An 18,290-nucleotide genomic window follows, 5' to 3' on the forward strand; every position below is an offset into this window, starting at 1 on the left:
GATCCAGTAGGATCGGCCGGGGATGTCAACATATCTGGCGTTGACTTTTGGCACGCTGTTGAGTTCTCAAGGAACGGACACTTCCTTCGGTCTGCTTTCCAGCAGGCCCTCCGGGCGCTTCGTTCTTTCGTGTTTCCAGCTTATCAGATGTTTTCCGCTCCGTTTTCCGGAGTTTCAATTCGATCCGATTCGCTTTTGCCTTTCGGCGCTCCCGAACTCTAGCAGAGTTATTCGTTCCGCATTTCCACTCGAATTTTCGAATAGGCGCGCGACGAGTCGCTCAGCGAGGGTTTGGGGGGCCGCCTCCCGGTCACGTCCGGTTCAGGCGACTCGGACTACGTTAGGTCACTAGGACGGACGAGTCAAACCTCGAGGGGCCGGATCTGGCTGGATCCGGCCCCTCGAAGTGTGCGCCACAGGTCAACTGCGGTCTGTTTCAAGCCATCCGACTACTAGAAGGAGCCGGAGAGCACCTGCCGCGGAGCGATCAGGCGCCGGCCAGTTCGACCGCGGCCAGGTTCCGCTTTCCGCGGCGGAGGACCAGCCAGCGGCCGTGCAGCAGGTCGTCGGTGGTGGCGACGGCCTCCTCGTCGGTGACCTTGGCGTTGTTGAGGTAGGCGCCGCCTTCCTTGATGGTGCGGCGGGCACCGGAGCGGCTGGGGGCCAGGCCGGATTCGACCAGGAGGTCGACGAGCTGGCCGAGTTCGGTGACGGTGGCCTTGGGGACCTCGGCGAGGGCGGCGGCCAGGGTGGCGGGTTCGAGGTCGGCGAGGTCGCCCTGGCCGAACAGGGCCTTGGAGGCGGCGACGGCGCGCTCGTACTGCTCGGCGCCGTGGACGAGGGTGGTGAGTTCCTCGGCGAGGGCGCGCTGGGCGAGGCGGGCGGCGGGGCGTTCCGCGGTGTCGCGTTCCAGCTGCTCGATCTCCTCGCGGGAGCGGAAGGAGAAGATGCGCAGGAACTTGGCGACGTCCCGGTCGTCCGCGTTCAGCCAGAACTGGTAGAAGGCGTAGGGGGTGGTGAGTTCGGGGTCGAGCCAGACGGTGCCGGACTCGGTCTTGCCGAACTTGGTGCCGTCGGCCTTGGTGATCAGCGGGGTGGCGAGGGCGTGCACGGAGCGGCTCTCGGCCTTGCGGATCAGGTCGGTGCCGGCGGTGAGGTTGCCCCACTGGTCGCTGCCGCCGGTCTGCAGGGTGCAGCCGTAGCGGCGGTTGAGCTCCAGGTAGTCCATGCCCTGCAGGATCTGGTAGCTGAACTCGGTGTAGCTGATGCCCGCGTCGGAGTTGAGACGGCGGGCCACCGCTTCCTTGGCGATCATGTTGTTGACCCGGAAGTACTTGCCGACGTCGCGCAGCAGGCTGATCGCCGACATGCCGGACGTCCAGTCCAGGTTGTTGACCATGCGCGCGGCGTACTCGCCCTCGAAGTCGAGGAAGCGGGAGATCTGGCCGCGCAGGCGCTCGACCCAGCCGGCCACCGTCTCGGGGTCGTTGAGGACGCGCTCGGCGGTGGGCTTGGGGTCGCCGATCAGGCCGGTGGCGCCGCCGACCAGGCCGAGCGGGAGGTTTCCGGCCTGCTGGATGCGGCGCATGGTCAGGATCTGGACCAGGTTGCCGAGGTGCAGGCTGGGCGCGGTCGGGTCGAATCCGCAATAGAACGTGACCGGGCCGTCCGCGAACGCCTTGCGCAGTGCGTCCTCGTCAGTGGACAGGGCGATCAGCCCTCGCCACTGGAGCTCGTCGACGATGTCGGTCACGGTCCGCGTCTCCTTCGGTCGTGGGTCCGGCGCGGTGCGGCCCTGGTGGGCTGCGCGCCTGGACAGTTCCAGCGGGGTAGAGCCTACGCGGTCGTGACCCGGGGGTTCGGGGACAGGTCACCGGGCGGGACGGAAATTCCGTTGTTCGAGACGTGGCGGGCGGCCACAGTTGTGCCACCGCCGACCGGCGGCCGCGAGCACCGGAGGTGGCCCGTCATGCGCAACACCCTTGTCCTGAACGCGAGCTACGAACCGCTGACCACGGTGCCACTGCGCCGTGCGGTGGTGCTGGTCCTGCAGGACAAGGCGGTGGTCGAGCAGGCCCATCCGCTGCGGGTGGTGCGCGGCTCGGGGGTTCAGGTGCCGGTGCCGCGGGTGATCCGGCTGACCAGGTACGTGCGGGTGCCGTTCCGACAACAGGCTCCGTGGTCGAGGCGGGGTGTGCTGGCGCGGGACCAGCACCGGTGCGCGTACTGCGGGCGGCGGGCCACCACCGTGGACCACCTGGTGCCCCGGTCGCGCGGCGGTGCGGACAGCTGGCTGAACACCGTGGCGGCCTGCGCGGAGGACAACCAGCACAAGGCGGACCGGACGCCGGAGCAGGCCGGGATGCGGCTGCTGCGGCGGCCGTTCGAACCGACGCCGGAGGCGACGTTGATGCTCGCGCTCGGGCTGCGGGCGGGTGAGCTCGGAGAGCTGGCCGCCTGGCTGCCTGCGGGCGCGTGAAAGGCCGACGGGCCCGACCTGATCAGGGGACAGGTCGGGCCCGTCGGCATGCGGGCGAAAGATCGGCTGCGGGTCAGCTCTTGCTGGTGAAGCCGGTCGCGATACCGAAGTTGGCGGCGTGCTCGGGAACGGCGACCACGTGCCCGGAGGTGGTGAACACCCGGCCCGCGGAGAGCAGCGAGCCGGTGCCCTGCGGGAAGGCGCCGCCCTGGGTCTCCTGGCCGCCGGCCACCGCGAAGCGGCTGAGGTGGGCGGGCTGGTCGGCGCGCTCGTCGACGGCGACCAGCAGGCCGCTGTTGTCGACGCCGGCGGGGTGCGCCTTGCCCTTCTCGGCGATGGGGGTGCGCCACTGCTGCTTGCCGGTGCCGAGGTCGTAGGCGGTGATCGCGGTGGGGTTGCCACCGCCGTCGGGGACGACCGCGGCGAACATGGTGCTGCCCTGGAAGTGGACGCCGGGGACGGCGGCGAAGCTGCCGCGGGCGACGTCCAGGCGGCCGCCACCCTCGACGCCGAGCTGGATCTCGACGCCGGGGTCACCGTTGGCGCCCCAGGCGAAGACCCGGTCGTCAGCCGGCTGGCTGCCGGTGGTGAGCACCACGGCGGGCTCGGCGGAGAGCACGGTGACGGTCGTGGGCTGGTTGTTGAGGCCCCGCCAGTACTTCACCTTGCCGTCCGAGACGTTCAGCGCGACGGCCTGGTCACCGGGGGTGGAATCGGCGCAGCGGCTGTGCAGCAGGACGGTGGTGGGGCCGGCGCTGCCGGAGAGGGTGCAGAACTTGCCCTGGCCGGTGTACTGCCAGGCCTCGGAGCCGTCGTTGGCGGCCCAGGCGGCGGCCTTGTCGTAGCCGACCGCGATCACCTTGTCGTCGGTGACGGCGACGTGGGCGGCGTACTTCTCCTTGGCGTCGGACAGCGTCTTGGACCAGGTGATCTTCCCGGCCTTGGTGTCGACGGCGGCGGCGGTGCTGCACGGGCTCTTCGGGTCGGCGGCGGGTCGGTAGACCACGGCGCCGATGCCGCCGGAGTTGACACTCGGGGACAGTCCGCAGGGGACGGCGCCGTCGGCGGGCGGGGCGAGCGTCCAGGTGGGCTTGCCGTCGGCGAGGTTGTAGGCGTGCACGCCGGTGGCGTCGGCACGGACCACGGCGTCGGCGAGCAGCCAGCTGCCGACCAGGGTGTCGTCGGCGCCCTGGGCTCCGGCGGCGGCCGGATCGGTGTTGGCGGTCCAGGCCTTGGTGTGGGCGACCGCGATGTTCTGGGTGGTGCCCTGGGTGCCCTTGTCGGCGCCGGACTTGCCGCTGTCGCTGTCGGAGGTGGCCAGCACGGCCGCGGTGGCCAGCACGGCGAGCGCGGCGACGCCGGCGCCTATCCGGATGGCGAGGCCGCGCTTGCTGGGCGCGCCCGGGCCGGCGGTGACGGCGGCGCGGGCCCGGGAGACCAGCCCGCCGGCCGGCGGCTCGGCGTCATCGGCAGCGTGCGTCGGCGGAGTTGACGTGCCATCGGCGCCGGGCGCGAACGGGTCGGCGGCGCTGGTCTGCGGGTAGTCGCTGGCGGTGACCGGGCCGGGCTCGGCGGCGGGCTCGGCGAACGCGCCCGGCGCCGGAGTCTCCTGCTGCGTGAACGGGTCGGCCGGGGCGTACTGCTGGGCGGCCGGGTCAACGTACACGCCGGGCTGCTGGTAGCCGCCGAAGTCCTGCTGCTGCCCTGCGTAGAGCTGCTGCTGACCGTAGGTCTGCTGGTCGACGTAGCCCTCGGGGTAGCCCTGCTGCTGCCCGTACGCCTGGTCGTAGCCCTGCGGCTGGTACGCCTGGTCGGGCCGACCGTAGAGCTGCTCCTGGGCGGCCGCGTCCAGCTGTCCCCCGGGCTGCGGGTAGCCACCGTAGGCCTGCTGCTGCTCGGTGTAGGCCGGCTGCTCGCCGTGGACCGGCTGCTGCCCGTACGCCTGCTGCTCGCCGTAGGACGGCTGCGGCTGCGGGTACCAGGGCTGCTGCTGGTCGTACCCGGGGGTCGTGGAGGGTTCCTGAGCCATGCGTTCCGTCCGTCCCAACTGCGGTCTGGCAAGCAGCCAGCATCTCACGCCCGGCGGACGGGTTTTGGCCGGGGCTTTGCCCGGGGACGGGACGGTGGGTCAGGAGGTGGTGTCGAGGGCCTGGTCGATCAGGTGGGCGAGGGTGAAGTCGAGGCCGGTCAGGCCGCCCGCGCTGTGGGTGCTGAGGACGAAGGTGAGGGTGCGCCAGCGGATGTCGATGTCGGGGTGGTGGTCGAGCGCCTCGGCCTGCTCGGCGACGGCGTCGACGACCTTGATCGCGGTGGGGAAGCTCGCGGTCTCGGCGGTGCGGGTGAGGGCCTCGCCGGTGCGGGTCCAGTGCGGAAGGTCGGCGAGGGCGGCGGTGATCTGGTCCTCGCTGAGGCGGGTGCGGCTCATGTGCGGTCTCCGTCCGAGTGGTTGTCGGGGCAAGCCTAGGGAGCTGTCAGAAGAACAGCAGCTTGGTGACGGCGGCGAGTCCGACCAGGACGATCAGGGTGCGCAGCGCGACCGGCGGGAGGCGGCGGCCGACCTTGGCACCGAGCATGCCGCCGAGGGTGGAGCCGACGGCGATCAGGCCGGCGGCGGTCCAGTCGACGGTGGAGGTGAGGACGAAGAAGATCGCGGCGACGCCGTTGACGATCAGCGCGAGGACGTTCTTGATGCCGTTGACGGTCTGCAGGGTGTCGGGGAGCAGCATGCCCATCAGGGCGAGCAGCAGGACGCCCTGGGCGGCACCGAAGTAGCCGCCGTAGACGCCGGTGAGGGCGATCAGCAGGAGCAGCAGTGGTCCGCCGTCGGTGGCGGGCGGGAGGGTGCCGGCGGCGCGGCGGGCGGCCATCGCGCGGGCGACCCGGGGTTGCAGGACGACCAGGACGAGGGCGGTGAGGATGAGCACGGGGACGACGGCGTCGAAGGCGCCGGGGGCCACGATCAGCAGCGCTGCGCCGATGAGTCCGCCGGTCAGCGAGGCGGCGCCGTAGCGGATCAGGCGGCGGCCCTGGCCGGCGAGTTCGGCGCGGTAGCCGATCGCGCCGGCGAGCGATCCGGGGGCGAGGCCGAGGGTGTTGGAGACGTTGGCGGTGACGGGTGGCAGGCCGATGGCGAGCAGCACGGGGAAGGTGATCAGGGTGCCGGAGCCGACGATGGCGTTGATGGTGCCGGCGGCGGTTCCGGCGAGCAGGACGGCGAGCGCCTCCCACAGTGTCATCCGCTTTCCCCTCGTTGGCTGCTGTCGGGCCGGTTGATCATGCCGGAGCGGTTCGGCGTTCCGCCAGAGGGTGTCCGAATCGCGATCCGGCCCCAACACGCGCGCAGGCCCCGCCCGTTGGATCGGGCGGGGCCTGCGGAGCGCGGCTGACTACTCGTCGAACTTCGGGTACTCGCGGGTGGGCTCGACCCGGGGGCGGAGCGTCTTGTCGGTGTCCACGGGGCGCGGGGCGCTGGCCGGGTCGACGGGGACGCGGGCGGCGGCCGGGGGGACGGCGGTGGCCTCGGGGCCTCCCTTGCCGCCGCCGGTGGCGCCCTGGAACGCGCCGCCGAGGCCCTTGAGCGCGTCGCCGACCTCGCTGGGGATGATCCACAGCTTGTTGGCGTCGCCCTTGGCGAGCTCGGGCAGGGTCTGCAGGTACTGGTAGGCGAGCAGCTTCTGGTCGGCGTCGCCCTCGTGGATGGCCTCGAAGACCGTCCGGATCGCGGCGGCCTCACCGTCGGCCTTCAGCACCGCGGCCTGGGCCTCACCTTCGGCCTGGAGGACGGCGGCCTGCTTCTCACCTTCGGCGCGCAGGATCTGGGCCTGCCGGGCGCCTTCGGCGGTGAGGATGGCGGCGCGCTTGTCACGGTCGGCGCGCATCTGCTTCTCCATCGAGTCCTGGATGGAGGTCGGCGGCTCGATGGCCTTGAGCTCGACCCGGTTGACCCGGATGCCCCAGCGGCCGGTGGCCTCGTCGAGGACGCCGCGCAGACCGGCGTTGATGACCTCGCGGGAGGTCAGGGTGGACTCCAGGTCCATGGAGCCGATGATGTTGCGCAGCGTGGTGACGGTGAGCTGCTCGATGGCCTGGATGTAGCTGGCCACCTCGTAGGTCGCGGCCCGCGGGTCGGTCACCTGGTAGTAGATGACGGTGTCGATGTTGACGACCAGGTTGTCCGAGGTGATGACCGGCTGCGGCGGGAACGGGACGACCTGTTCACGCAGGTCGATCCGGTTGCGGATGGTGTCGATGAACGGCACCACGATGTTCAGGCCGGCGCTGAGGGTGCGGGTGTAACGGCCGAAGCGCTCCACGATCGCGGCGCTGGCCTGCGGAATCACCTGGATCGTCTTGATCAGGGCGATGAAGGCCACCACGACCAGGACGATCAGCACGATGAGGACGGGTTCCAACGCTTCTCCCCTAGACGACCAGGGCGGTCGCGCCCTGGATTTCGACGACGTCGACCTGCTGGCCGGGCTCGAAGACCGAGCCCGGGTGGAGCGCCCGGGCGGACCAGATCTCGCCGTTGAGCTTGATCCGGCCGCCCTCCCCTCCGTCGACTGTTTCCTGTACGACTGCGGTGGCGCCGGTCAGCGCCTCCACGCCCGTGCGGTAGCCCGGGCCCTGCTTCAGCTGGCGGTAGGCGATCGGGCGTACGAACACCAGGAGCGCCGCCGACACTCCGACGAACACCAGGAACTGCGGGACCACACCGCCACCCAGGCCGGCCGTCAGGGCGGCCGCCCCGGCGCCGACCGCGAACATGGCGAATTCGGGCATCGCGGTCACCACCAGCGGAATGCCCAGGCCCACTGCGAGCAGCAGCCACCAGATCCAGCCGTCCACGCGTCCATCCTAGGGAAGTTCGAGCTCTTCAGGCGTAGCTTCCCGCAGCTGGAGGTGCGGAAACCGGCCAGGTGTGCGACCGGTCCCGGCACGTACCGGATCCGGCCGTCAGCCGAGCGGCAGGCCCTGCGCGGTCCAGCGGTCGCCGCGCCGCTCCAGGGTCAGCGGCAGGCCGAAGCAGTGCGAGAGGTTGCGGGCGGTGAGGGTGGTCTCGATCGGCCCGGCCGTCATGATCTTGCCTTGACGGATCATCAGCACGTGGGTCATGCCGGGGACGATCTCCTCCACGTGGTGGGTGACCATCACCATGGACGGCGCGAACTCGTCCTGGGCGAGCGCGGCGAGGCGGCGCACCAGGTCCTCGCGGCCGCCGAGGTCGAGGCCGGCGGCGGGCTCGTCCAGCAGCAGCAGTTCGGGGTCGGTCATCAGGGCGCGGGCGATCAGGGTGCGCTTGCGCTCGCCCTCGGAGAGGGTGCCGAACTTGCGGTCCGTGAAGCCGGCCATGCCGAGCCGGTCCAGCAGCACCAGGGCGCGGGCCTCGTCGGGCTTCTCGTAGGTCTCCTTGCCGTGCACGGTCAGACCCCAGGCGGCGGTCAGCACCGACTCCAGCACGGTCTGGTTGCCCGGCAGCTTGTCGAACATGGCGGCGCTCGCCAGACCGATCCGGGCGCGCTGCTCGAACACGTCGATCTGGTCGAGCTTCTCGCCGAGCACGACGGCCTGGCCCGAGCTCGGGAACAGGTAAGCGCCGGCGATCTGGAGCAGCGTCGTCTTGCCCGCGCCATTGGGGCCGAGCACCACCCAGCGCTCGCCCTCCTTGACCGTCCAGGACACGTGATCGACGAGTGCGCGCCCCTCCCGGACCACGGAAACGTCCACCAGCTCCAGCACGTCGCTCATGCCTACGCCTTCCCCAAATGCAAGAATCCGGCCGTCCGTGGAACCTGCGCGAAGGTCCTCGGGGTGCGGTCCAACCTGTGTCAGGCCAAACCTACGCCACCCGCCCCGCCCGGTTGTCCGTAGGCTGGTCCGATGCTCGCGACTCCTGCCGACAATCCGTACCAAGAGCCTCGTTCGGGACGACTCACCGCCTGGGGCAACGCGCTGCTGGCCGGTGCCTGCTCCCCCGACGACGCCGCCACCGCCGTCCAGGGCGACGACGACGCCCACCGGGTGACCGGCCTTCCCGGCGAACCGCCGGACTCGCTGCACGGCCTCACCTGGGCGCTGGGGAAGCTGCGCGTGCTGGGCGCGAAGGGCCTGCGGCTGGCGCTGCCGGTGGCCGGGCACCCGCTCGGGCTGACCGGGCCGCCGGCCTTCAACGCGCTGGCGATGGGCGCCCAGGAGGCCGTCCTCGCGGTGGGCGTCCCGTACGGGCTGGTGCCGGAGGTCGAGGTGTACGGCCCGGAGGGCGACCAGGGCGTGCGGGTGCTGTGGCAGTGCCTGCCGGTCAACGACGCGCTGCCCGCCGACGTGCCCTCGCTGGACGAGGCGGAGCGCGAACTCGCGGACGGCCTGCGGCAGGCCACCGTCATGCTGACCCGGCTGGACGTGGCGGGGGCCGGGCCGCAGACGCTGCGCGCCCTGGAGGGGTTCCGCCGCCGCGGCCACCAGAAGCTGCTCGCGCCGGGCTACCCACAGCGCGCGGTGCGGGTGCTGGAGTCGGCCCGGCAGGTGTCGGCGCTGCTGGGGATCGCCGCGGGCGGCCACGGCGCGGCCGTCTCCGCCTCCGAGATGACGGCCCGCCGGGAGATCCTCGCCCCGCTGGACCGCACCGCCAGGCGGGCCCAGGTCGCGGCGTACAACTCGATCGTGGACGAACGGGGCTGAGCGGGTCCTCAGCCCTGGTTGCGCACCGCCCAGAGCGCGGCCTGGGTGCGGTCGGCGACGTCCAGCTTCATCAGGATGTTGCTGACGTGGGTCTTCACGGTCTTCTCGGACAGGTGGAGCGCGCGGGCGATCTCCCGGTTGGAGCGGCCGTCGGCGAGGTGCGAGAGCACCTCGCGCTCGCGGTCGGTGAGGCTGCCGCCGCGGCCCTGCGCGGGCGCGGGGACGTCCTCGACGAGCAGCGCGGCGGCGAGTTCGGGCTGGAGCAGGACGTGGCCGGCGTGCACCGAACGGATCGCCCCGGCCAGCGCCTCCGGGTCGACGTCCTTGTACACGTAGCCGGCCGCGCCGGCCCGCAGGGCGGGGACCATGGTGCGGTGCTCGGTGAAGCTGGTGACGATCAGCACCTTGGCGGGGTTGTCCTGTTCGCGCAGCAGCCGCAGTGCCTCGATGCCGTCCACCCGGGGCATCTTGACGTCCATCAGCACCACGTCGGGGGCGAGCTCGCCGGCCCGTTCGACGGCTTCCGCACCGTCGGCGGCCTCGCCGACCACCTCGATGTCGTCCTGCACCTCCAGGAAGGTGCGCAGACCGCGCCGGACCACCTGGTGGTCGTCCACCAGCAGGACGCGGATCGGTGACGTGGTGTCAGGCACCGGGGACCTCCAGTTCGACCAGGGTGCCCCGGCCAGGGGCGGACTCCAAGGACAGTCGGCCGCCGACCGCGGCGGCCCGGTCACGCATCGACACCAGGCCCAGGTGGCGGCCGGCCCGGCGAACGGATTCGGGATCGAAGCCGCGGCCGTCGTCGGCGACCGTCAGCCGGACGCCGCGACCGGGGGTGCCGGTCAGGGTCACGGTGACGGCCTTCGCCTGGGCGTGCCGCAGCGCGTTGTGCAGCGCCTCCTGGGCGACCCGCAGCACCGCCGACTCCTGACCGGCCGGCAGCGCGCGCACGCCGGTGGCGGTGAAGTTCACGGTGGCGCTGTGCGCCCGGTCGAGCACCTGGATCTGCGAGGCGAGGGTGGCGACCAGGCCGTCCTCCTCCAGCGCGGCGGGGCGCAACTCGATCACCACGGCGCGCAGTTCGTCGGCGGCCTCGGCGGCCAGCCGGGCGACCTCGGCGAGGTTGTCGCGGGCCCGGGCCGGGGCGCGGTCGACGAGTTTGGCAGCGGCACGGGCGGTGAGGCGCAGCGAGAAGAGCTTCTGCGAGACGGCGTCGTGCAGGTCGTGGGCGATCCTGGCGCGCTCGCCGGACAGCGTGAGTTCGCGGCTGCGTTCGTACAGCCGGGCGTTGCCGAGGGCGAGCGCGGCGTGGGCGACCAGGATCCGCAGCAGCGCCTCGTCGTGCTCGGTGAAGCCGCCGGGCTTGTTGGCCAGGAACAGGGCGCCGGCCACCTCGTCCCCGTCCATGATCGGCATGCCGAGGAAGTCCGTCATGGCCGGGTGGGCCTCCGGCCAGCCGCCGAACGCGGGCGCGGTGCGGACGTCCTTCAGCCGGGTGGGTTCGCGGTCGTGCAGCATCGAGGCGAGCACGCCGTGCTGACGCGGCAGCGGGCCGATCGCCCGCCACGTCTCGTCGCTGACGCCGTCGACCACGAACTGCGCGAACCCGCCGTGGTCGTCCGGCACGCCGAGCGCGGCGTACTCGGCGCCCAGCAGGGTGCGCGCCGAGGCGGTGATCCGGCGCAGCACCTCGCGCACCTCGAGCGGTCGGCTCATCGCCAGCACGGCCGCACTGACCGCCTCGATCCCCTCCAGCGAGGGATCGCACCCGGGACTCTCCATGCCGCCACGCTACCGCCGCGCTCACGGCCTACGCCTCGGGCGGGGGACCTACGTCGAAGGGCCGGGGAAACGTGCTTCCCCAGCCCTTGTGCGCGACGTGCGAGTGGTCAGCCCTTCTGCATGACCTCGGGCTCGTGGCGCTTCTGGAAGCGCTGGATGGCGAAGGCCAGGCCGACCGAGATGAGGATCATGACGGTCCAGTTGAGGAACATGATGCCGGCGGAGTGGTCCCAGAGCTTGTCGAGCGGGGCGGTCTCCGGGGGCTTGGCCACGACCACGGGTGAGATGTGGGCGAGGTCGAGCGTGTTGCCGCTGGCGGCGACGCCCCAGCGGGCGGGCATCAGCCAGCCGAGCTGCTCCAGGCCGGGCTTGTCGAACAGCTGGAAGATCGCGCCGGTGAAGACCATCTGGACGATGGCGAACATGACCAGCAGCGGCATGGTCTTCTCGGAGGTCTTGACCAGGGAGGAGATCGCCAGGCCGACCATCATCGAGGTGAAGCTGAGCAGGATCACGCCGATGGACATCTCGACCGCGGGCAGGTGCTTGAAGATCAGGCCCTCGGCGGGGAGCTTGCGGACCTTGAACGCGATCGCGGAGATGATGCCGCCCTGCAGGAAGCTGATCGCGCCGAGCACGATGAACTTCGAGGCCAGGTACGCGGACCGGGACAGGCCGGTGGCGCGTTCCCGTTCGTAGATCGCGCGTTCCTTGATGAGTTCGCGGACCGAGTTCGCCGAGCCGGACAGGCAGGCGGAGAACGCGACGACCATCAGGATCAGGCGGGCGACGTCGTTGCGGCCGGCCGCGTTGTTGCAGGGCGCCAGGCCGCACTTGTCGGGGATCACCGCGGAGACCGCGCCGAGTACCAGTGGCAGGATCAGTGACAGCGCGATGAAGCCCTTGTCGGAGGCGATCACCGCCAGGTAGCGGCGGATCAGCGTCCACAGCTGCGAGCCCCAGCTCTGCGCCTTGGGCGGGCGCAGCTGGGTGAGCGCGTTCGGCTGGGCCTGGGTAACGGCGGCGTCCACGTTGGCCGAGTACTTCTGGTGGTGCACCGAGTTGCGGTAGCGGCCGGCCCAGTCGTGGTCGGGGAAGTTCTCGAACGCCTGGAAGACGTCGGCCCAGGTCTCGTAGCCGAAGAAGTGCAGGGCCTCCGCGGGCGGGCCGAAGTAGGCCACCGAGCCGCCGGGGGCCATCACCAACAGGCGGTCGCAGAGCGCGAGTTCGGCCACCGAGTGGGTGACGACCAGGACGGTGCGGCCGTCGTCGGCGAGGCCGCGCAGGGTCTGCATGACCTCGCGGTCCATGCCCGGGTCGAGGCCGGAGGTCGGCTCGTCCAGGAAGATCAGCGAGGGCTTGGTGAGCAGTTCCAGCGCCACCGAGACGCGCTTCTGCTGGCCGCCGGAGAGAGCGGTGATCCGGTTGTCGGCGCGCTTGTCGAGGCGCAGTTCGAACAGCACCTCGTCGATCCGGCGGTCGCGCTCGGCGGCCTCGGTGTCGCCGGGGAAGCGCAGCCGGGCCGCGTACTTGAGGGCGGTGCGGACGGTGAGTTCCTTGTGCAGGATCTCGGACTGCGGCACCAGGCCGATCCGGGAGCGCAGTTCGGCGAACTGCCGGTACAGGTTGCGGCCGTCGTACAGCACGTCGCCGCGGTCGGCGGGCCGGTAGCCGGTGAGGGCGCGCAGCAGGGTGGACTTGCCGGAGCCGGACGGGCCGATCACCGCGACCAGGGACTTCTCCGGGACGGAGAACGAGACGTCGCCGAGCAGGGTCTTCTTGCCGCCCTTGAAGTCGACCTCGACGGTCAGGTGGTGGGCGGAGAAGGTGACGGCGCCGTTGTCGACGAACTCCTGCAGCTGGTCGCCGACCAGCACGAAGGAGGAGTGGCCGACGGTCAGCCGGTCCTGCGGGCCCATCAGCTGGCGACGGGTCGGCTGGCCGTTCAGGAAGATCCCGTTGTGGCTGCCGAGGTCGACGATCTCCCAGCGGTTGTCCGGCAGTTGGCGCAGTTCGGCGTGGTGCCGGGAGACCTGGAGGTCGGAGACCACGATGTCGTTGTCGAGGGCGCGGCCGATCCGGATGGTCCGCCCGCCGCTCAGGCTGCGGACCATGGTCGGGTTGCCGAGCCCGCCGGCCGGCCCGGCCTGCTGCGGGGCCGCCGGGTGCTGCTGCACGGGCGGCTGCGGCTGCTGGAACTGCTGCGGCGGCGGGAACTGCTGCTGCGCGGCCTGCTGCTGGTGCGGGAACGGCGGCTGCGGGACGGGCTGCTGCTGCGGCGGGAAGCCCTGTTGCTGCGGGAAGGCCTGCTGCGGCGGGAAACCCTGTTGCTGCTGCGGGAAGCCCTGCTGCTGGTGAGGGGCCTGCTGCTGCGGCGGCGGGAAGCTCTGCTGCTGCGGGAAGCCGGGCCGCGGGGTGGGTGCGTCCCAGCCCTGCGGGATCGGCTGCTCGGCCGGCTGCTGCCACTGGCCGGGCCGGGCGGCCGGGCCGGGTCCGACCGGCGGCTGGCCGACGGGCGGCTGCTGGTACGGCGGCTGCGCCTGCGGCCCGGGGGCCCGGCTGGTGACGGCCTCGTGCAGCGGTCCGGGCTGCGCGGGCGCGGCGGTGGGAGCGGTGAAGGCCAGCCGGGGGCCGTTCTGCCCGTTGCCGAGGTGCACCACGGTGCCGGGGTGCAGGGCGCTCTGCTCGACCCGGGCGCCGGCCACGAAGGTGCCGTTGGTCGAGCCGTGGTCGGTGAACTGCCAGCTCGCGCCGTCGAAGCTGATGGTGGCGTGCCGCCAGGAGACCCTGGCGTCGTCGAACAGGAAGTCCGACGCCGGATCACGCCCGATGGTGTAGGCACGGCCGGGTTCGAGTACCCGCTGCCGGCCGTCGATTTCAAGTACGAGTTGCGGCAACTCTCCGCCCGCCCCGCTCTCCGGTCCCCCAGGATGTTGCATCTGACGGGGGGAATCATTCCAGCCGGGTCGGTCTGTCCAAAACCCGGTACACGGTTCTGTGACCGCCCGGCTACCGCTCGCGGACCTGCTGGGGTGTCCGCCGGGTGTCCCACGACCCGGACGCGGGCGGCTCGCGCGGGGACGCTCCGGGTAGCGTGGGGGGCACCATGAACGCAACAGATCCGGCCGCTCAGGCCCCTTCCGCCGCGCCGCCCGTGAGCACCGACACCGAGCGAACGCTGCTGGTCAAGGTGTTCGGCAAGGACCGCCCCGGCATCACCGCGGGCCTGTTCACCCAGCTCGCCGGTTTCGGGGTCGAGGTGATCGACATCGAGCAGGTGGTCACGCGTGGCCGGATAACGCTGTGCGCGCTGGTCACTCCCCCGCCCGCGGCGGGTGCCGAGGGCGACCTGCGGGTGACGGTGCACCGCTGGGCGGAGGAGCACCGGCTCCAGGCCGAGATCATTTCCGGCACCGGCGACAACCGTCCGCGCCGCGAGGGCCGTTCGCACGTCACGGTGCTCGGCCACCCGCTGACCGCGGCCGCGGTGGCGGCGCTGTCGGCCCGGGTCTCGGAGGCCGGCGGCAACATCGACCGGGTGTTCCGCCTGGCCAAGTACCCGGTGACGGCGGTGGAGCTGACCATCTCCGGCGTGCCCACCGAGGAGCTGCGCGCGGTGCTGGCGGCGGAGGCCGCCGTGCAGCGGGTGGACATCGCGGTGGTCCGCTCGGGGCTGCACCGGCGGGCCAAGCGCCTGGTGGTGATGGACGTCGACTCCACGCTGATCCAGGACGAGGTGATCGAGCTGTTCGCCGCCCACGCGGGCTGCGAGGCGCAGGTCGCCGAGGTGACGGCGCAGGCGATGCGCGGCGAGCTGGACTTCGCCGAGTCGCTGCGGGCCCGGGTGGCGCTGCTGGCGGGCCTGGACGCGGCCGTCACCGAGAAGGTCCGCTCGGAGGTCCGGCTCACCCCGGGTGCCCGGACCCTGATCCGCACCCTGAAGCGGCTCGGCTACCAGGTGGCGATCGTCTCCGGCGGCTTCACCCAGGTCACCGAGCACCTGGTGGACCGCCTGGGCCTGGACTTCGCGGCCGCCAACACCCTGGAGGTGGTGGACGGCAAGTTCACCGGCCGGGTCACCGGCGAGATCGTCGACCGGGCCGGCAAGGCCCGCTGGCTGGCCCGGTTCGCCGAGCAGGCCGGGGTGCCGCTGGAGCAGACGGTGGCGATCGGCGACGGCGCCAACGACCTGGACATGCTGAACGCGGCGGGCCTGGGCGTGGCGTTCAACGCCAAGCCGGTGGTCCGCGAGCAGGCCGACACCGCCGTGAACGTGCCGTTCCTGGACACCGTGCTGTACCTGCTGGGCGTCACCCGCGAGGAGGTCGAGGCGGCCGACGAGCTGGACGGCGCGCCCACCGGGGACTGATCGACCAATACCGAAGGGGCGGGGTCCGCGGACCCCGCCCCTTCGGTCTGCCTTCAGTCCTGTGGCATGAAGTACGACTCGAGCCGGGCCACGCCGGGCTCGACCAGCTTCCACGGGCCGTCGAAGCTGAGCACCGCCACCGCGGCGGGCGGGAAGCCGTTCAACCGCATCCGGTTGAGTTCCTCGGCGTCGCCCTCGTCGCCTGCCAGCACCTGGGTCAGGCCCAGCACGCCGGGGTTGTGGCCGACCAGCAGCAGGTCGCTGTGCTCCTCCGGGGTCTCCTGGATCACCTCGATCAGCTTTCCGGGCTGGGCCTCGTACACGCGGTCCTCGTAGACCGTCTTCCGGGGCCGCTTGGGCAGCTCGTGGGCGACCAGCTTCCAGGTCTCCCGGGTGCGCAGCGCGGTGGAGCACAGGACGTGGTCGGGATTGACGCCGGAGTCGGCGAGCCAGCGGCCGGCCTCGGAGGCCTGGCCGCGCCCGCGGTCGGCCAGCGGGCGGTCGTGGTCGTCGACCTGGTTGGGCCAGTCGGCCCGGGCATGACGAAGAACGATGATCCTACGAGGAGTGTCGGCGCTCATACCCCTAGAGCTTCGCAGAAAACCGCCGCCCGGGCGCGGGGTCGGGAAAGCTGCCACCCCTGCGGGTGGCAGCTCCACCGGTCCGGCACGGACGGCGGGCACCTGTCGGATCAGCCCATGTTCGAGGCGATCGACGCGACGATCGAGATCACCACCACGATGGCGGCGATCAGGCCGAGCATCTGCAGCAGCTTCTTCTGGCCGCCCTGGGGATTCGGTTCGAGAACTGGCATGTCGCCGAGCCTAACCGACCACCTCGTCCTCGATGTGCCGGGCCCGGGCGGCGCGCACGCCGACCAGGATCTGCGGCACCAGCAGCAGCGCCAGCAGGCCCAGCGGCAGGTACCACTCGCCGGTGTTCTCGTACAGGGCGCCCATCAGGATCGGGCCCGGGATGCAGATCAGGTAGCCCAGGCTCTGCGCGAACGCCGACAGCTGCGCCACCCCGCCCGGGGTGCGGGCGCGCAGGCCGAGCATGGTCAGCGCCAGCGGGAACGCGCACATCGACAGGCCGACCAGGATCGCCCACAGCCACGGCACCGTCCCGGCGGCCAGCATCAGGCCCAGGTAGCCCGCGATGCCGCACAGGCCGAGCACCACCACGTACATCCGCTGGTCGCCGCCCCGGGCGGCCAGGTTGGGCAGCACGAACGAGACCGGCACGCTGATCGCCATCACCACCGCCAGCAGCACACCGGCCGCGGACTCCGAGACGCCGGCGTCGTGGTAGATCTTCGGCAGGAAGCCCATCGTGCTGTACGCGCTGGTGGACTGGAGGCCGAAGAACGCGCCCAGCGCCCAGGCGGTGCCGCTGCGCAGGATCGGCAGCCGGGTGTGGGCCTGCGCGGCGGGGGCCACCGCAGTGCCCTTGTCCCGGCGCACGAACAGCACGACCAGCCACAGCGCCAGGGCCAGCACGGCGGGCAGCGCCCAGACGCCGAGGCCGAGCCGCCAGGAGCCGCCGAGCGCGTGGGCCAGCGGGACGGTGGTCGCGGCGGCCAGCGAGGTGCCGACCGACAGCGCCATCGAGTACAGGCCGATCATCGGACCGACCCGGTCCGGGAAGTACCGCTTGATCACCACCGGCAGCAGCACGTTGGCCAGCGCCACTCCGGCCAGCGCCAGCGCGGTGAGCAGCAGGAACACCGCGGTGGAACCGGTGAACGAACGGGCCAGCACACCGGCCGCGATGGCGCCCATCGCGGCCGTCACCACGGTGATCGGGCCCAGTCGGCGGGCCAGACCCGGAGCGGCGAAGCCCAGCAGCGCGAAACACAGCGGCGGCACCGCGGCGAGCAGGCCGGCCACCGTGGCGCTCATCCCGAGGCCCTCGCGGACCGGGTCGAGCAGCGCGCCGAGGCTGGTCACCACGGGACGCAGGTTGACGGCGGCGGCGGCCACACCGACGGCGAGCAGGACGGCTCCGCCGTTGCGAACCACCGACGGGGGGCCGGCGGCGGTGACGGTGGCGCTGGACGTTGGGGCTGGTCGAGGGTTCTCGGTCCCGGTCGCTGAGGGGTCTGCTGCGGTAGACATGGCGTAATCATAGAATCATGGGATGACTTAAGTCGCCCCGGTATCCTGATGACGTAAACCACAGAAGGAGCCCGACCTTGGCGCTGTCGACCACTCGCCGCACCCCGCTCTCCGACCAGGTGATCGCCCAACTCCGGGCCCAGATCACCTCCGGCGAATGGCCGGTGGGATCACGCATCCCCACCGAGGCGGAACTCGTCGACCAGCTCGGCGTCGCCCGCAACACCATCCGCGAAGCCGTCCGCGCCCTCGCCCACAACGGGCTGGTCGACATCCGCCAGGGCTCCGGCACCTACGTCCTCGCCACCAGCGAACTCGCCGGCGTGATGCACCGCCGGTTCGCCGACGCCGACCAGAGCCAGGTCGCCGAACTCCGCGCCACCCTGGAAACCTCCGCCGCCGGCTTCGCCGCGACCCGCCGCACCGCCCGCGACCTCGAACTCCTCGACGCCGCCCTGGCCCGCCGCGACGCCGCCTGGCACGCCGGCATCCCCGAGGACTTCATCCAGGCCGACGCCGCCTTCCACCACGCGGTGGTGGCCGCCGCCCACAACGACGTCCTCGCCGCGATCTACGCCGACCTCGGCGAGGTCCTGCTCGCCCACCTCCGCCACGACGTCGGCCCCGACCTGCTCCCCCACCGCTGGGTCTCGCACTCGGACATCCTGGACGCGATCAGGTCCGGCGACGCGGAGAAGGCCGCCGAGGCGGCGGGCCGGGCGATTGGCAGATGCAAGAGCTGAGCCCTGGAAACGGCGGGAGCCACAACAGCTGCGCGGGGAACGGCGGGAGCCACAACAGGGGCCCGGGGAACGGCGGGGCCGAGACTGCTGGTGATCAACAGGGCGCGGATTGGTCCCGT

General features: G+C 71.8%; 17 protein-coding genes. 4 read left to right on the forward strand and 13 right to left on the reverse strand.

Annotation, left to right across the window (positions count from 1 at the left end):
• Window positions 1-487: 487 nt before the first annotated feature.
• Window positions 488-1,753, reverse strand: coding sequence for a tyrosine--tRNA ligase (tyrS, locus tag ACFYS8_RS28115; protein WP_387646001.1), 1,266 nt, complete (start codon window positions 1,751-1,753; stop codon window positions 488-490).
• Between the two features lie 216 nt (window positions 1,754-1,969).
• Between tyrS and ACFYS8_RS28120 the strand changes: the two genes are divergently transcribed.
• Window positions 1,970-2,479, forward strand: coding sequence for an HNH endonuclease (locus ACFYS8_RS28120; RefSeq protein WP_387646002.1), 510 nt, complete (start codon window positions 1,970-1,972; stop codon window positions 2,477-2,479).
• A gap of 73 nt (window positions 2,480-2,552) precedes the next feature.
• Here the strand turns inward: ACFYS8_RS28120 and ACFYS8_RS28125 are convergent, their stop codons facing one another.
• The 6 genes from ACFYS8_RS28125 to ACFYS8_RS28150 form a co-directional block, all read right to left on the reverse strand.
• Window positions 2,553-4,508 (reverse strand): PQQ-binding-like beta-propeller repeat protein, encoded by a 1,956-nt coding sequence (locus tag ACFYS8_RS28125; RefSeq protein WP_387646004.1) that lies wholly within the window; start codon window positions 4,506-4,508, stop codon window positions 2,553-2,555.
• Window positions 4,509-4,607: 99 nt separating this feature from the next.
• Window positions 4,608-4,904, reverse strand: a complete 297-nt coding sequence (locus ACFYS8_RS28130) for a 4a-hydroxytetrahydrobiopterin dehydratase (protein WP_380486166.1) — start codon at window positions 4,902-4,904, stop codon at window positions 4,608-4,610.
• Window positions 4,905-4,950: 46 nt separating this feature from the next.
• Entirely contained in the window at window positions 4,951-5,715 is a 765-nt protein-coding gene (locus tag ACFYS8_RS28135) for a sulfite exporter TauE/SafE family protein (protein WP_387646009.1), read from the reverse strand.
• A gap of 150 nt (window positions 5,716-5,865) precedes the next feature.
• A complete protein-coding gene (locus tag ACFYS8_RS28140; RefSeq protein WP_387646012.1) occupies window positions 5,866-6,891 on the reverse strand; it encodes an SPFH domain-containing protein in 1,026 nt (341 codons plus the stop codon).
• Window positions 6,892-6,901: 10 nt separating this feature from the next.
• On the reverse strand, window positions 6,902-7,315 hold the full coding sequence (locus tag ACFYS8_RS28145; RefSeq protein WP_387646651.1) for an NfeD family protein: 414 nt from the start codon (window positions 7,313-7,315) through the stop codon (window positions 6,902-6,904).
• Window positions 7,316-7,435: 120 nt separating this feature from the next.
• Window positions 7,436-8,227, reverse strand: coding sequence for an ABC transporter ATP-binding protein (locus ACFYS8_RS28150; RefSeq protein WP_387646015.1), 792 nt, complete (start codon window positions 8,225-8,227; stop codon window positions 7,436-7,438).
• A gap of 132 nt (window positions 8,228-8,359) precedes the next feature.
• Here ACFYS8_RS28150 and ACFYS8_RS28155 point away from each other — a divergent pair, with 132 nt between their 5' ends.
• The gene (locus ACFYS8_RS28155; RefSeq protein WP_387646017.1) at window positions 8,360-9,157 is read left to right on the forward strand and encodes a hypothetical protein; all 798 of its coding nucleotides are present in this window, start codon (window positions 8,360-8,362) and stop codon (window positions 9,155-9,157) included.
• Between the two features lie 8 nt (window positions 9,158-9,165).
• On the opposite strand, the gene ACFYS8_RS28160 is transcribed toward ACFYS8_RS28155, so the two are convergent.
• From ACFYS8_RS28160 to ACFYS8_RS28170, 3 genes are all read right to left on the reverse strand, one after another.
• Entirely contained in the window at window positions 9,166-9,810 is a 645-nt protein-coding gene (locus ACFYS8_RS28160; protein ID WP_387646019.1) for a response regulator, read from the reverse strand.
• On the reverse strand, window positions 9,803-10,942 hold the full coding sequence (locus tag ACFYS8_RS28165) for a GAF domain-containing sensor histidine kinase (RefSeq protein WP_387646022.1): 1,140 nt from the start codon (window positions 10,940-10,942) through the stop codon (window positions 9,803-9,805). The genes ACFYS8_RS28160 and ACFYS8_RS28165 overlap by 8 nt, the downstream gene beginning before the upstream one ends.
• 107 nt (window positions 10,943-11,049) lie before the next feature.
• A complete protein-coding gene (locus ACFYS8_RS28170) occupies window positions 11,050-13,839 on the reverse strand; it encodes an FHA domain-containing protein (RefSeq protein WP_387646025.1) in 2,790 nt (929 codons plus the stop codon).
• A 209-nt stretch (window positions 13,840-14,048) separates the two neighbouring features.
• Between ACFYS8_RS28170 and serB the strand changes: the two genes are divergently transcribed.
• Window positions 14,049-15,311: a phosphoserine phosphatase SerB gene (gene serB / locus ACFYS8_RS28175; RefSeq protein ID WP_387646027.1), complete on the forward strand. Its 1,263-nt coding sequence runs from the start codon at window positions 14,049-14,051 to the stop codon at window positions 15,309-15,311.
• Between the two features lie 53 nt (window positions 15,312-15,364).
• Here the strand turns inward: serB and ACFYS8_RS28180 are convergent, their stop codons facing one another.
• From ACFYS8_RS28180 to ACFYS8_RS28190, 3 genes are all read right to left on the reverse strand, one after another.
• Window positions 15,365-15,892: a SixA phosphatase family protein gene (locus ACFYS8_RS28180; RefSeq protein WP_387646029.1), complete on the reverse strand. Its 528-nt coding sequence runs from the start codon at window positions 15,890-15,892 to the stop codon at window positions 15,365-15,367.
• Window positions 15,893-16,002: 110 nt separating this feature from the next.
• Window positions 16,003-16,125 (reverse strand): SGM_5486 family transporter-associated protein, encoded by a 123-nt coding sequence (locus ACFYS8_RS28185; protein WP_387646030.1) that lies wholly within the window; start codon window positions 16,123-16,125, stop codon window positions 16,003-16,005.
• Between the two features lie 10 nt (window positions 16,126-16,135).
• Window positions 16,136-17,428, reverse strand: coding sequence for an MFS transporter (locus ACFYS8_RS28190; RefSeq protein ID WP_387646033.1), 1,293 nt, complete (start codon window positions 17,426-17,428; stop codon window positions 16,136-16,138).
• Between the two features lie 77 nt (window positions 17,429-17,505).
• On the opposite strand from ACFYS8_RS28190, the gene ACFYS8_RS28195 reads away from it, so the two are divergent.
• Window positions 17,506-18,171 (forward strand): FadR/GntR family transcriptional regulator, encoded by a 666-nt coding sequence (locus ACFYS8_RS28195; RefSeq protein ID WP_387646035.1) that lies wholly within the window; start codon window positions 17,506-17,508, stop codon window positions 18,169-18,171.
• Window positions 18,172-18,290: the final 119 nt, after the last annotated feature.

This window comes from Kitasatospora sp. NPDC004615, assembly GCF_042873545.1.
Taxonomy (GTDB): domain Bacteria; phylum Actinomycetota; class Actinomycetes; order Streptomycetales; family Streptomycetaceae; genus Kitasatospora.

What these genes read in the sequence shown, in the direction of transcription:
- ACFYS8_RS28150 (WP_387646015.1), bottom strand. Translation starts at nt 8,227, where the DNA reads ATGAGCGACGTGCTGGAGCTGGTGGACGTTTCCGTGGTCCGGGAGGGG.
- ACFYS8_RS28130 (WP_380486166.1), bottom strand. Translation starts at nt 4,904, where the DNA reads ATGAGCCGCACCCGCCTCAGCGAGGACCAGATCACCGCCGCCCTCGCC.
- ACFYS8_RS28180 (WP_387646029.1), bottom strand. Translation starts at nt 15,892, where the DNA reads ATGAGCGCCGACACTCCTCGTAGGATCATCGTTCTTCGTCATGCCCGG.
- ACFYS8_RS28190 (WP_387646033.1), bottom strand. Translation starts at nt 17,428, where the DNA reads ATGTCTACCGCAGCAGACCCCTCAGCGACCGGGACCGAGAACCCTCGA.
- ACFYS8_RS28125 (WP_387646004.1), bottom strand. Translation starts at nt 4,508, where the DNA reads ATGGCTCAGGAACCCTCCACGACCCCCGGGTACGACCAGCAGCAGCCC.
- ACFYS8_RS28120 (WP_387646002.1), top strand. Translation starts at nt 1,970, where the DNA reads ATGCGCAACACCCTTGTCCTGAACGCGAGCTACGAACCGCTGACCACG.
- ACFYS8_RS28165 (WP_387646022.1), bottom strand. Translation starts at nt 10,942, where the DNA reads ATGGAGAGTCCCGGGTGCGATCCCTCGCTGGAGGGGATCGAGGCGGTC.
- serB (WP_387646027.1), top strand. Translation starts at nt 14,049, where the DNA reads ATGAACGCAACAGATCCGGCCGCTCAGGCCCCTTCCGCCGCGCCGCCC.
- ACFYS8_RS28185 (WP_387646030.1), bottom strand. Translation starts at nt 16,125, where the DNA reads ATGCCAGTTCTCGAACCGAATCCCCAGGGCGGCCAGAAGAAGCTGCTG.
- ACFYS8_RS28155 (WP_387646017.1), top strand. Translation starts at nt 8,360, where the DNA reads ATGCTCGCGACTCCTGCCGACAATCCGTACCAAGAGCCTCGTTCGGGA.
- ACFYS8_RS28135 (WP_387646009.1), bottom strand. Translation starts at nt 5,715, where the DNA reads ATGACACTGTGGGAGGCGCTCGCCGTCCTGCTCGCCGGAACCGCCGCC.